General features: G+C 45.5%; 8 protein-coding genes. 2 read left to right on the plus strand and 6 right to left on the minus strand.

All coding sequences use genetic code 11. From position 1 onward, the window contains the following. The first annotated feature begins 838 nt into the window (after positions 1–838). Together NSS95_RS15890 and NSS95_RS15895 are read left to right on the plus strand one after the other, a co-directional pair. Positions 839–1,519, plus strand: a complete 681-nt coding sequence (locus tag NSS95_RS15890) for an ABC transporter ATP-binding protein (RefSeq protein WP_035183217.1) — start codon at positions 839–841, stop codon at positions 1,517–1,519. After that, positions 1,512–3,977, plus strand: a complete 2,466-nt coding sequence (locus NSS95_RS15895) for an ABC transporter permease (RefSeq protein ID WP_328228485.1) — start codon at positions 1,512–1,514, stop codon at positions 3,975–3,977. Before NSS95_RS15890 ends, NSS95_RS15895 begins: the two co-directional genes overlap by 8 nt. Positions 3,978–4,235: 258 nt before the next feature. Here the strand turns inward: NSS95_RS15895 and icmF are convergent, their stop codons facing one another. The 6 genes from icmF to NSS95_RS15925 all read right to left on the minus strand — a co-directional run bounded on the left by icmF (position 4,236) and on the right by NSS95_RS15925 (position 14,595). Beyond that, positions 4,236–7,490: a fused isobutyryl-CoA mutase/GTPase IcmF gene (gene icmF, locus NSS95_RS15900; RefSeq protein ID WP_340714022.1), complete on the minus strand. Its 3,255-nt coding sequence runs from the start codon at positions 7,488–7,490 to the stop codon at positions 4,236–4,238. 65 nt (positions 7,491–7,555) lie between these two features. Next, on the minus strand, positions 7,556–8,191 hold the full coding sequence (locus NSS95_RS15905; RefSeq protein ID WP_035190054.1) for a TetR/AcrR family transcriptional regulator: 636 nt from the start codon (positions 8,189–8,191) through the stop codon (positions 7,556–7,558). A 19-nt stretch (positions 8,192–8,210) separates the two neighbouring features. After that, the gene (locus NSS95_RS15910; protein ID WP_035183210.1) at positions 8,211–9,353 is read right to left on the minus strand and encodes an acyl-CoA dehydrogenase; all 1,143 of its coding nucleotides are present in this window, start codon (positions 9,351–9,353) and stop codon (positions 8,211–8,213) included. 33 nt (positions 9,354–9,386) lie between these two features. Then, on the minus strand, positions 9,387–10,523 hold the full coding sequence (locus NSS95_RS15915) for an acyl-CoA dehydrogenase (RefSeq protein WP_013860764.1): 1,137 nt from the start codon (positions 10,521–10,523) through the stop codon (positions 9,387–9,389). A 41-nt stretch (positions 10,524–10,564) separates the two neighbouring features. Further along, positions 10,565–11,743, minus strand: a complete 1,179-nt coding sequence (locus NSS95_RS15920; protein ID WP_035183208.1) for an acetyl-CoA C-acetyltransferase — start codon at positions 11,741–11,743, stop codon at positions 10,565–10,567. A gap of 734 nt (positions 11,744–12,477) precedes the next feature. Then, complete coding sequence (locus NSS95_RS15925) at positions 12,478–14,595, minus strand: (Fe-S)-binding protein (protein ID WP_340714023.1); 2,118 nt, start codon at positions 14,593–14,595, stop codon at positions 12,478–12,480. Positions 14,596–14,805 lie beyond the last annotated feature (210 nt).

Here is a 14,805-nt window from a genome sequence, read left to right on the forward strand (position 1 = left end):
CTCATCAGCCGGTATGCAAGATAAAACAGAAAAAAAGAGAGGATTAAAAAAGGGATGGCACCAAGTTCTTTACTGTATAAATAATACCCAGCCAGCAAAAAAACGATCATACCGCTGCATGATAGTAAAATTTTGATGAAAGAAAACAAACAGTCCACATCCCTTGAAAAAATAAGCGATTGACGAGTCCTACTCCCACCTTCCGCCTATTCAAGCACATCTCCTATATCCTTGTCCATTTTACATCCATCTGGTAGAAAGAAACAACAGAATTCTATGTGGAAAGAAAATTTATTTTCGTACTTGCCATTGAGCGAAAGCAAAAAACCGGCATTCAGCTGCCGGTTTTTTGCTTTTGGAAGCACACGCTGCATTTTTGTCCAGCGGCAACTCCTAGCGGAAAATGCTATTTGGGTCGTTCAGCTTTGCTGGCACTGTAGTTTTAGCTGTATCAGTATCCAACTTATCCTTTGTTGGCCCGGTAACGTTTGCAACAATACTAAAAGAATGGCCAGAACGCTTGGCACCTGCTTCAGTCGGAATATATAATGCTAATATCAATATTGTCGGTATGAGTAAACTCACATTATAATTGGAATATTATGTTAAACAGATTCTTTTTTAAAAAGTTCCATCATTATCAATATACTGGAAACTTCAAAATTCAGAGAGTAGTTTTACTTCTCCCATTTTGCCAGCCATTCACAAAAAATGGCAACCACTATGCCGCGAGGAGATCTCTTCTATGAATAATGACTTACGATGCAGATCCATACCTAAAATGACCATATGAATACATAGCTCAAAAATATTATCGTTTTTATTGAAGGAGAATATTATGGAAGCATTAATAGAAGCTAATCGAATTTGTAAAAGATATAATCAAAAGAGCAGTAACATGGAATTGAAAGAAACATCCCTTACCATTCAAAAAGGAAAGATTTATGTCATTGAAGGGAAAAGTGGAGCAGGGAAATCAACCTTGTTAAATATTCTGGGAGGAATGGAGAAACCCACATCTGGAAAAGTATATTACAAAGGAAAATCCTTTTATGATCTAAAGGATTCAGAACAGGCTGCTATTAGAGGGGAACAATACGGATTTATATTCCAATCTTTTCAACTTATTCCGGAATTGACTGTAAAAGAAAATATAGAACTTCCACTCATGTTTATAAATAGGCATGAAAGAACAAATAAAGTGGAAGAATTAGCTGGATATTTAGGGATTGAAAATCAATTACATAAGCTTCCTGACTTTTTATCAGGAGGGGAACAACAAAGAGTAGCCATTGCTCGGGCACTTATTACTGATCCCAAAATTATATTTGCCGATGAGCCCACCGGTAATCTTGATGGAGAAACAACCAAAAAAATGATCCATTTATTTACAAGTCTGTGTAACAAAAAAAATATAACACTGATTGTTGTTACTCACGAAAAGAATTTATTCGAATTTCCAGACACTTTGTTTCTTATGAAAAACGGGAGATTGCAGGTGATACAAGAAAATGTTTAATTTAAGCATGAAAATTCTTTTATCGCGAAAAAAATGGTTATTTCTCATCGCTGGTTCAATTGCCATTGTTCTATCATCCGTAGCTTCTATATTTATTGCTTCTGAATCTGTAAGATCAGCAATTAAACAAAAGGCTCAGAATACTTACGGAGAACATACCGGTGTGTTAACAAATATTACAGAAACAAAAAAATCATTGTTGAAGAGAAATAAGGGGATATCGGTAGGAGTATATCAAATTATTGGTAAAACTAAAGTTAGTAGTGATAGATTTGCAACGGTGGGCTGGATGGATAAAAAATCAATATTATTGGGACATTTAAAATTAATAAGTGGGAGATTTCCGGAGAAGCCAAATGAGGTTGCGATAGAATCTGCGTATTTACAAGGCCCTTTAAAAAATTGGAGAATCGCGGAAAAAAGAACAATCAAAATTGGAAACAGCACGAAAAGCTTACGCCTTGTTGGAATAGTAAAAAATTATTCATCACAATGGTCAGTAGCCGAGGATTTTGAGAAGGGTGTCAATGACTTCCCGAATATATTTATATCTAAACAGTTAACTACCAATTATAAGAAAAATAATAGTTTTTTGTTCAAATATAACGGAAGCACAAAAGATTCGTTTGAAAAATCAATAGATCTTATTAATCACTATGACCAACAAGGCACTGTTAATAGTCGATTATTTAATAACGGACTAAATCAATGTGATACGATCAGGACCTTATCGATTACATTTCAATTATTAATTGTGATTCTTTCACTATTTTCTATAAACAGTCTCATTTTATATTTTACCCAAGATCAACATAAAAAATTGGGTATTATGAAATCCGTAGGTGCAAGTCAACGAGCTTTATACCGCATATACATTTACCAAGCTGTTATTATTTTTGTTTTAAGTGCCTTATTTTCATTTCCTATAGTATATTCTATTCAGTCACTAATCATTCATTTCTCATACAGAGAGTATTTTTCTAACTTTATGCTGATGATTGAAATGGTTGGAATGAGTATATTACTATACATTGGATTATTCTTTATGATCTTATTTTTATTCCTTAAAAATGTTAAGGAGTCCGGCACATTACATGTACAAGAACTATTGAACCAGCAAAATCGTGTAAGTTTCAGCGAACGATATAAAAGCGTTTTTAAAGGCTTTCATTCTAGCTATGGAAAATTATTAGTGAAAGAATTATTTTCAAATCCGAAGCAATTCTACCTTACTGTATTAATTTTATGCTTTTCATCTTTAACATTCACATTTACAAATTATATTCAAAAAGATAATTTGTATGGTTGGGAAGGGCTTAAATCCAAGTATTATTTAAACTCCCAAGAAGCTTTTAGCTTTAAAACACAACAAAATTTAAAAGTATTAAGTCACCAGGGATTAACCTTTACAGAAGCTGAAGTAAAAAAACTGGAAAAAACACCCGGGGTTTTATACATAGATAAAACTCCATTCATGGAAGATGTCGAAACGCTAATTGATCGGAAAATGATTACACCTTCCATTAACAATTGGATCTTTAATGAAAACTCTGCTTATAAAACTTATAATAATAAAATTATTATTCCGGATGTAAAATACGTTCTTCTCAATAAAGACGACTGGAAAAATATTGAGGCTCCAAAGAAATATAAAGATCTTGATGGCAAAGCATTCATTTATAATCCAGTTAACAAGAAAAACACAAACGAGGATAAAATCTTAGTTGGAAATACATTGACTTTAGTCAGATTGTATAAAACGCCAACCGGAATGAAAACCAGTCAAAAAAAGTTAAAAATTCTAGATGTTATTCATAAACCATTTAAATATAGAGTCAGCCCTTCTGTAGAAATAAAAAAAGATGACTTTATTATTTTGATGGACACTCAAACCGCAGTAAAATCCGGTTTGTTCCATGGGTTTAATGAACTTGAGATTTACACGAAAAAAGATATCTCTCATAAAGAAAAAATGAATCTTGATAAACAAGTAAAATCCTTATCGTCAACATTTCCTGGCAGCTTAGTGCAGAATACTTCTCAATTAATAAAAGACGATAATAAAATTTATAATTATCTCAAGGTGCTTGGCATGCTTTTGTTTTTTGTCTCTCTTATCCTCACTGCGATTTCCGTCACGATCATGATCTTTAGCAAATATCAAACTCAGAAGAGACAGTGGGGCATTTACTTATCTCTTGGGATGAGTAAAAGAAACATCATGCAACTCGTTTTTAGCGAAATATTCATTTATGTTTTTGTCTCTATGATTTTAAGTATGTTAATTTGTTGTATTGGATTGATAATGTTACCGCGTCAGTATCCCCTTGTTTTCTATTTTAAATATTTTCTGTTGTCTATTTTAATTGAAATCAGTTTTCTCATTATCGGGGGCTATATAATAAATCGTTCCTTACAACGTCAATCAATTGCTTCTTTCCTTAGAAGGGATGAGTAACACGCCTTGGACATAAATAAAGAAGCGAAAAGCTATCGTGATATGATGCAATAGCTTTTCGCTTCTCTTTCTTTTTTCTAATTCATTCGCAATATGAATAGAACGCGTGTATAATCGAAATTTTTGCCAGTTTTTTAAGAACAATACTTCTTGCAGCCGGCTCCTCGGATAGCATAACCTGCCCGTAATAAAGCCCTTAGCTTATTCCGGCCAGAACATTTGCCTGTCGGATACGGGCAAGGCGGCGGGACTTTCTGTTCACATATTCCTTCTGTATTGCCCGCCAATTTGGTAGAGGGTGTTGGTGATTTGGCCGAGACTTGCGACTTTGACGGTTTCCATAAGCTCGGCGAAAATATTGCCTCCTGAAACCGCGGTTTGCTTTAATTTTTCCAGTGCGGCTTCCGCTTCTGCTTTGTGGCGGGCCTGGAAATCACGCAAATTTTTGATCTGCAAATCTTTTTCTTCCTTTGTTGCGCGTGCAAGCTGCATATTGTTCAGTTCGTCCTCGTTTTTCGGGTTTGGATTCAGGAAGGTGTTGACGCCGATAATCGGGAGGGCGCCGGAATGCTTTCTGACCTCATATTCCATCGACTCTTCCTGAATTTTTCCCCTCTGATACTGGGTTTCCATTGCGCCGAGCACCCCGCCGCGGTCATTGATACGTTCAAATTCCTCCAAAACGGCGGCTTCGACAAGGTCTGTCAGTTCTTCAATGATAAAAGAACCTTGCAGCGGATTTTCATTTTTCGACAATCCATGCTCTTTTGTAATAATCAGCTGGATCGCCATCGCACGGCGCACCGATTCCTCAGTCGGTGTCGTAATCGCTTCATCATAAGCATTGGTATGGAGCGAATTGCAATGATCCTGAAGGGCCATCAGCGCCTGCAGCGTCGTGCGGATATCATTAAAATCAATCTCCTGTGCATGCAGCGACCGGCCGGATGTCTGAACATGGTACTTCAGCTTCTGGCTCCGCTCATTTGCCCCGTATAAATCGCGCATCACAACCGCCCAGATTCTTCTTGCAACCCGCCCGATCACCGTATATTCCGGATCAAGCCCGTTCGAGAAAAAGAATGAGAGGTTCGGGGCAAAGTCATCCACCTTCATGCCCCTTCCTAAATAATACTCCACATAGGTGAAACCGTTTGCAAGTGTGAACGCAAGCTGTGAAATTGGATTGGCACCTGCTTCTGCGATATGGTATCCGGAAATCGAGACCGAATAATAATTGCGCACTTTATGGTCAATAAAATACTGTTGGATATCACCCATCATCCGGAGTGCAAATTCAGTTGAGAAAATGCATGTATTCTGGCCCTGGTCTTCTTTTAAAATATCCGCCTGCACGGTGCCCCTGACCGTCTGCAACGTTTTTTCGCGCACCTCCGTAAATTCCTCGACGGTTAAAACGCGCCCGAGCTCCGCTTCTTTCTTTTTCACCTGCTGGTCAATCGCCGTATTCATGAACATTGCCAGAATGACCGGCGCCGGGCCGTTAATCGTCATGGAAACAGAAGTCGAAGGCGCACAAAGGTCGAACCCTGCATACAGTTTTTTCATATCATCGAGCGTGCACACACTTACCCCTGACTCGCCGACTTTTCCGTAAATATCCGGGCGTTCGTCCGGATCTTCGCCGTACAGCGTTACCGAGTCAAAAGCCGTGCTCAGCCGTTTTGCCGGATCATCTTTTGATAAATAATGGAAGCGTCGGTTTGTCCGTTCCGGTGTCCCTTCCCCCGCAAACTGCCGCTTCGGATCTTCTTCCTGTCGCTTAAACGGGAAAACGCCGGCCGTAAAAGGAAATGCCCCTGGCACATTTTCTTTATACAACCATTTTAAAATCTCGCCCTTGTCTTCCCAATCCGGCAGCGCCACTTTCGGGATCGGGAGCCCGGACAAGCTTGTTGTTCTGATCCTCGTTGTGATCTCTTTATTGCGGATTTTGACAGTGACCGTCTCCCCGCTGTATTTTTGCTTTACATCCGGCCAGCTTCTCAAAAGGGTTTTCGATTCTTCTATCAGCCCTTTTTCCGCTTCCGCACGAAGCGCTTCAAGCGATGCGATCACATCCTCTGCTGCCCCGGACTCCTTTGCAGCCGTAATGGCGCCTTCCAGTTGAAACATTCTCCGTGCAAGAGAAGCCTGCGCTTCCGCCTTTTTATGGTACCGGCGGACGGTTTCTGCAATTTCCCGCAAGTAATGGCTGCGGCTTGCCGGAATGATGGTATGCCGGTTACCCGCTTCCAGTTTTTTCGAAAAAGACGGGCGAAAAGCCGTTCCGCTCTTTTCATTGATTTTTTCCATCAAGGCGCCATATAAGGCGTTCGTGCCCGGATCATGAAACTGGCTGGCAATCGTACCGTACACCGGCATCTCATCCAGGCTTTGGTCAAACAGCAGATGACTCCGCTGGTACTGCTTTTGCACCTGCTTTTTCGCATCCTCTGAACCTTTCCGCTCGAATTTGTTGATCACAATAAGGTCCGCATAATCGATCATATCAATTTTTTCAAGCTGGGAAGGCGCTCCGAATTCGCTCGTCATCACATACATGGCGACATCGGAAATATTCGTAATTTCGGCGTCTCCCTGGCCGATCCCGCTTGTTTCGATCAAAATTAAATCAAAGCCGGCAGCCTTTACAATCCGGATGGCGTCATGGATGGCAAGGGAAAGTTCGGAACGGGAGGCCCTCGTAGCCATGCTCCGCATAAAAACGTTCGGATGGAAAATTGCATTCATCCGGATCCTGTCGCCAAGCAATGCGCCCCCCGTTTTTTGCTTCGTCGGATCGACCGAAAGAACGGCAATTTTGCTTTCCGGATGGTCGTGCAAAAAACGGCGAATCAGTTCATCTGTCAAGGAGCTCTTTCCCGCTCCCCCGGTACCGGTTATGCCCACGACCGGCGCTTTCTTCACAGCCGACACCGCAGCTTCAAGGGCAGCGAGCGCTTCCTGATGGTTCAAATGGTTCTCGGCATAAGAAATCAGCCTGGCAACAGAACCGATCCGCCCTTCGCTTAAGCGCTCCACCTCTTTTACAAAATCCGCTTCCGTTACCGTCGGGTGGTCGCACTCCCGGAGCATGATATTGATCATCCCCTGAAGGCCGAGCTTTCTGCCGTCCTCCGGTGAAAAAATCCGCGCGATCCCGTAGTCATGCAGTTCTTTCATCTCACGCGGGATGATGACGCCTCCGCCCCCGCCGTAAATACGGATTCCGGAGGCGCCATTTTCCTGGAGCAAATCATACATATACTTGAAAAACTCGAGATGCCCTCCCTGGTAAGAAGAAACGGCAATGCCTTGGACATCTTCCTGAATCGCCGCCTGGACAATTTCGCGTGCCGAGCGATTGTGACCGAGATGAATGACTTCCGCACCGCTTGCCTGCAAAATCCTCCGCATAATGTTGATGGAAGCATCGTGACCGTCAAACAAACTGGACGCTGTGACAAAACGGACCGCATGTTTCGGGCGGTAAATTTCTGTATCAGCCATCATATCCTCCTTGTCTTCATCAGGATTAAGTTAAAACGCATAAATGAACCCCGGGATGGAAAAATTTATGCCATCATATCCCTTGTCTCAAGGCCGGAAAACAGCAAATGGGTTTGCAGACGGATATAATCCTCAATTGTAAACTTCTTTTTAAATGCCCAGCGGCGGAAAGCCCACATTTCACCCTGAACAAAAATATTGTGGGCGAGCATCTCCATCTCTTTTTCATCCAGATCAAGTTCGCCGTTTTCCGCGCATTTTCTGATCATTTTTTCAAATATGCCGACCATTTCCATTTCCTTTTTTAATACATATGGCAGTGCTTCTTTTGTCAGTGATTTTGCTTCCTGGTACATGACAAGTACTTCATCTTGCAGTTCGTCAACAATCCGGAAATAATGGGCAATCGCGAGTTTCAAACTTTCAAGCGTCCCCTGACCGGCATCAATGCGAATCAGCCTGTCGCGCACTTCATCATAAATCCGGTCGCACACCAAATAGAGGACATCCTCTTTTGCCCGGATATATTCATAAAGCGTCCCGATGCTAAAGCCGGATTTCTTGGCAATTTCCCTCGTTGTCGTCCGGTGGAACCCCTTTTCCTTAAAAAGCGCGACGGCGGCATTGATCATTTGGTTTCTGCGCTTTTCAATCAGCCTTTCATCCCTGACCGATGCCGGCACAAACTTTTTTTGGCTCACAAACGGCCTCCCCTCTCCGTCAGTCCTTTGTCAACATTCTTGAAATAACAAGCCGCTGGATTTCCTGCGTCCCTTCGTAAATTTGCGTAATTTTGGCATCGCGCATGAACCGCTCAACCGGATAATCTTTTGTATAGCCGTAGCCGCCAAAAATCTGCACGGCTTCCGTTGTGACTTTCATCGCCGTATCACCGGCAAACAGTTTGGACATGGCGGATTCTTTTCCGTACGGCAGCCCGTTTGATTCAAGCCAGGCCGCCTGGTACGTTAACAGCCTTGCCGCTTCGACTGCAGTGGCCATATCGGCAAGTTTGAAAGACACGCCCTGGTTCGCTGCGATCGGTTTGCCGAATTGTTTCCGCTCTTTCGCATAAGCTGTAGCCGCATCCAGTGCGCCTTGGGCAATGCCGACTGCCTGGGCCGCAATGCCGTTACGCCCGCCGTCCAGCGTCATCATCGCGATTTTAAATCCCTGTCCTTCTTCCCCGAGCCGGTTTTCTGCCGGGACCATGACATTGTCAAAAATGATTTCCGTTGTGGTAGAAGCCCGGATGCCCATTTTCTTTTCTTTTTTGCCGGTTGAAAACCCGGGAAAATCTTTTTCAATGATAAACGCGCTTGTACCATGGTGTTTGCTTTTCGGGTCGGTGAGGGCAAACACAATGTAAATATCCGCCACGCCGCCGTTTGTAATAAAAATTTTGGAGCCGTTTAAAACATAGTGGTCGCCTTCACGCCTGGCCGTTGTCACCATCGCGCCTGCATCGGAACCCGACCCCGGCTCCGTCAAGCCGTACGCACCGATTTTTTCCCCGCGGGCAAGCGGAACGAGATATTTCTGTTTTTGTTCTTCTGTGCCGAATTTAAACAGCGGCCAGCTGGCAAGGGAAGTATGTGCGGAAAGGGTCACGCCGGTTGAGGCGCACACACGCGACAGCTCTTCCACCGCAATGCAGTATGCCAGAAAATCGCTCCCGATCCCGCCGTACTGCTCCGGCCATGGAATCCCGGGCAGGCCGAGCGCCGCCATCCGGTCAAAGATGCTACGGTCAAACCGTTCGTTCTCATCGCGTTCCGCTGCTGTCGGTGCCACTTCCTTCACGGCAAAATCGCGTACCATTTTCCGGATCATTTCATGTTCTTCACTTAAACGAAAGTCCATTTTTCTGCCTCCAATTTTTTTATCCAAGACAACTTAAAGCCTTTTCTCCCGCAATAATTGATTGCTGATCACGATTCTTTGGATTTCACTTGTCCCTTCATAAATTTGCGTAATTTTCGCATCGCGCATGAACCGTTCAACCGGATAGTCTTTCGTGTATCCATATCCGCCGAAAATCTGAACGGCTTCAATCGCTGTATCAACAGCTGTTTGGGAAGCGAGCAGTTTGGCCATCGCCGCTTCTTTTTTGCAGCCCAGGCCGTTGCTCCGCAAAAAGGCTGACCGGTAGACAAGCAGTTTGCTGGCTTCGATGTTTGTTGCCATGTCGGCAAGTTTAAAACCGGTACCCTCAAATGCGTGGATGGGTTTTCCGAACTGGCGCCGGTTTTTTGCGTATTGAAGTGCCAGTTCATAGGCGCCTTCCGCAATCCCGAGGGCCTGTGCCGCGATCCCGATCCGGCCGGCATCCAGCACCGCCATTGCGATCTTAAACCCTTCCCCTTCTTCCCCCAGCCGGTTCTCAGCCGGAACCTGGAGATTTTCAAAGTGAAGCTGGACAGTTTTTGACCCGTGCAGCCCCATTTTTTTCTCATCCTTGCCGGTCCGGAAACCCGGCATGGTCTTTTCAATAATGAAAGCGGTGATGTTGCCGTCTTCCGTGCGGGCAAATACAATATACGTATCCGCCTCGCCGCCGTTTGTAATGAACATTTTTGAACCATTGAGCACATAATGCCCGCCCTGTTTTACCGCTTTTGTTTTTAAATTCTTCGCATCCGACCCCGCCTCGGCTTCCGTCAGGCAAAAAGCCCCCAGGTATTCCCCGCTTGCAAGCTTTGGCAAATATTTTTGTTTTTGCGCTTCACTTCCGAAATATAAAATCGGCGCGGTCCCGACGGATGAATGGACGGAAAGGATGACGCCAATGGTCGCGCTGGCTTTGGAAATTTCATGAACAGCTATAACGTATGCAGTAAAATCCAGCCCCGCACCGCCGTATGTTTCCGGAATGGTGATGCCCATCAGACCGAGGGTTGCCATTTTTCCAAGTATTTCACGCGGGAACATGCCGCGCTCCATGTCGCCCGTAGCCGGCAAAATTTCTTTTTCTGCAAAATCCCGTACGGTTTTTCTTAACAAAAGCTGTTCTTCCGTAAACTGAAAATCCATGATCAGGTCCCCTTTTTTGGGTGGTCATACACGTTGAAGTTTTATTGCACTTCAATCATGACGGCATCGCCCTGGCCGCCACCGGAGCAGATGGCTGCGATCCCGGTCCCGCCGCCGCGCCGTTTCAGTTCGTATGCAAGGGTTAAAATAATGCGCGTGCCGCTTGCACCGATCGGATGGCCTAACGCAACCGCGCCGCCGTTTACATTCACCTTATCCAAATCGAGCTGTGCGATTTTGCTGCTGGCAAGGGCCACAGCGGCAAATGCTTCATTGATTTCAAACAAATCAATGTCATCAAGCTTTCTTCCTGTTTTTTTCAGGATTTCGTTGATCACAAGCCCCGGCGTCTGCGGAAAATGCTGCGCTTCCACCGCCACTTCTGCATGCGCCACAATATTTGCGAGCGGTTTCAATCCTGCTTTTGCAGCCCGTTCAGCACTCATTAACACGAGTGCTGCTGCCCCGTCATTCACGCCTGGTGCATTGCCGGCCGTGATGGTCCCGTCTTTGTCAAAAGCAGGCGGCAGCTGGGACAGTTTTTCAAGCGTCGTATCCGCGCGCGGCGGCTCATCCTGTTCAACAAGCAGTGCAGGACCTTTTCTTTGCGGGATTTCTACCGGAACAATTTCTTCGGCAAACTTGCCGGAATGGATCGCTTCCAATGCTTTCTGGTGGCTTCTTAATGCCCAGCGGTCCTGAAAATCACGGGTCAGCCCAAACGTTTCTGCCGTACGGTTTCCGTATGTGCCCATATGGACGCCGGAAAATGCGCAGATGAGTCCGTCATGGGTCATCATGTCTTTCAGCTGGACATCGCCCATTTTCAATCCCCATCTCGCCTTAGGCAGGAAGTAAGGGGCGTTTGACATCGACTCCATCCCGCCGGCAACGATAACTTCCCCGTCTCCCGCGCGGATGATCTGGTCCGCCATGGTCACACTCCTCATACCGGAAGCACACACTTTGTTCACCGTTTCCGTTTTAACTTCCCACGGAATGCCAGCGTGCCTTGCCGCCTGCCGGGATGGGAGTTGCCCCTGGCCGCCCTGCAGGACATTCCCCATAATCACTTCATCTACTTCCCCGTTTTCAACGCCTGCTTTTTCCAATGCATGCCGGATCGCAATCCCGCCTAACGCGGACGCCGGAAGTGCAGCCAGTTTTCCCCCGAATTTCCCAAATGGCGTACGCGCCCCATCGATGATCACCGTGTTCAACCAACTTCTCCCCTTTTACAATGGATTTATGATAAGCGCCGGCCATTTGCGCGAACGCTAATCATCGTTCATTCATCGTTCCTTTGCCATTCGTTGCCAAACAGCAGTGAGCCTTGTCATGTTTTTGGTATGGGTAAAGAATGCCTCTGAATCGCGTAAATACGCAATCCCCTTTCTTTGACTTGCTCTTTTGCCATCCCTGCTAAATTTGCAGCGAACCTCCCGATGCTTTTAGGATGGAGGAAAAGCGCCTCCCAATCGAGCGAACGCTCAATCATCATTCATGGCCCTTTGCCATAGATGAGCCTTGTCATGTTTTTGGTATGGCCTCTAAATCGCGTAAATACGCAATTCCCTTTCTTTGACTTGCTCTTTTGCCATCTGCTGCCAAATTTGCAGCGAACCTCCCGATGCTTTTAGGATGGGTGAAAAGTGTCTCCCAATCGAGCGAACGCTCAATCATCGTTTAATCATGGCCCTTTTGCCATTCGCTACTAAAAACAGCAGTAAAGTCTTGTTATACTGCGTGATTTATTTAAAAGCGCCAGCAATCTGCATGAACGCTTACATTCCTAACACCCTTTGTGATCTGCCGCAAAAAAGCGGCGGAGAACCTACCCAAACTTTTACATATCCCGTTCCCCGCCGTTTTTGCGCAGATGATTTGCCGGTTTAAAATCTACCATGATCTGCTTTTCCTGCCGAGCATCCCGTTTTGCGGCGGCATCACCCGCTTAAGAAACTGCAGCCGTCTGCCCCGGCGCCCCGCAGACCGAACGTTCCAGAATTTCGGCGACATCCAAGGTTTTTACAGTGTCTTCCACTTCTTTCGCTTTTGTGCCATCAGAAAGCATTGTCAAGCAGTACGGGCATTCCGTGCTGATAACGGTCGGATTCACAGCAAGTGCCTGTTCCGTCCGCGCCACATTAATCCGGTGCCCGGTATCTTCTTCCGTCCACATTAATCCGCCGCCAGCCCCGCAGCACATCGCTGTTTCACGGTTCCGCTCCATTTCCACAAGCTTTACGCCCGGGATCATTTTTAAAATGTCACGCGGCTGGTTATAAATATCATTGTACCTGCCGAGGTAGCAGGAATCATGGAAGGTAACCGTTTCATTGACTTCGTATTTCGGCTTTAAGCGCCCTTCTTTCAGCAGCTCGTAAAGCACTTCGGTATGATGGTACACTTCCCCTTCAAAGCCAAAATCTTTATATTCTTTCTTAAATGTATTGTATGCATGCGGATCGATCGTCACGATTTTTTTCACGCCGTTCTTTTCAAACTCGGCGATGTTCTGACCGGCCAGTTCTTGGAATAAAAACTCATTGCCAAGCCTGCGTGCCGTGTCACCGGAGTTTTTCTCCTTGTTGCCGAGAATGGCGAATTTCACGCCCGCTTCATTCAGCAGTTTCGCAAACGACTGCGCGATTTTCTGGCTGCGGCTGTCGTAAGACCCCATTGATCCGACCCAGAATAAACATTCGAATTCCTCATCTGCTTTCTTCATTTCTTTGACCGTCTTGACCTCGATATCTTCGCGCCCTTCACGCCACGTTTCGCGCTCTTTCCGGTTCAGCCCCCAAGGATTGCCCTGGCGTTCGATATTTTGAATCGCCCGCTGTGCATCCGGCTTCATTTTTCCTTCCGTCAAAACGAGATAGCGCCGCAAATCGATGATCTTATCGACATGTTCGTTCATAACCGGGCACTGGTCTTCGCAATTCCGGCAAGTCGTGCATGCCCAGATCTCTTCTTCTGTTATGACATCGCCGATCAGGCTCGGGTTATAATCGAGCGCTGCAGCTGCCTCTTCCGCCCCGCGACTTGCACTTTCCCGGGCGAGCCTATTTCCTGTCGTGTTGGCAAAAGCAAACGCCGGAACCCACGGTGCTTTAGACGTAACGGCCGCGCCGTAGTTGGTCAAATGGTCCCTTAATTTAATGATCAAGTCCATCGGTGAAAGCATTTTTCCTGTTCCGGTTGCCGGGCACATATTCGTGCAGCGGCCGCATTCCACACAGGCGTAAAGATCGACAAGCTGAAGCTGCGTGAAGTCCTCGATTTTGCCGACGCCAAAACTTTCCTGCGATTCGTCTTCAAAATCGATCGGCCGTAATTTCCCGGTATCCCCGAGCCGGTTCAGATACACATTCGCAGGCCCTGCAATCAAATGGGCATGCTTCGACTGCGGGATATAGACAAGGAAAGTAAGCAGCAGCAATAGATGGATCCACCATGCGACGTAAAACACAACAGCCGCTGCAGTTGGTCCAATCCAATGAAAGGCCGCTGCAATCCCGGCTGCCACCGGTTCCGTCCATGACGGCTCCTCAAAGTGCCAAATAATTTCCATGCCGCCCCCGACCAGAACAGAAACCATTAGCCCGCCGATAAAGATGAGCACAAGCCCCGCTTTAAAATCTCGTTTTAAGCGGACGAGCTTCTCAATGTAGCGGCGGTAAAACGCCCAGCCGACCGCAAATAAAATGACGAGCGTAACGATTTCCTGAAAGAAAGTAAATCCGGGGTAAAGCGGCCCGAGCGGCAAGTGCGAACCCGGCGCAAGCCCCTTCCATATGAAATCGATCGCGCCGAACTGGACGAGAATAAACCCGTAAAACATCATCACATGGATGGCGCCGCTCTTTTTATCCTTAAGCAGTTTTTTCTGTCCGAAAACGTATACCCATATTTTTTTGAGCCGCGCCTTGACATTGTTGTCGAATTCCTGTTTTTTCCCCAATTTGATATACTGGATCCTTGTCCTTACCAAATACGCAAAAAGGCCAATGCCGTAAGCGGTTACAGACAGAAACAACAACCAGTTTAACCATAATAAGATGTGCATTTTTCTCCCGACGCTCCCTTCGTTCATTCGTGCTCGCACAAAAAAGCAGGTAATTTTCCGAATCTTGCTTACCTATATTATATAATGAATGAGCATTCAGTCAATCCTTTTTTCTTTATTTTTTTGAATTTCTTTGTGCCTGTTTCCGGCTTTTGTAAGTAGAATCGGCCGCATTTGGGGAAGAATAAAGACATGGACTCGGCCACGGAA

The sequence above is a fragment of the Weizmannia sp. FSL K6-3076 genome (genome assembly GCF_038007245.1).
GTDB lineage: Bacteria > Bacillota > Bacilli > Bacillales > Bacillaceae_C > Weizmannia > Weizmannia faecalis.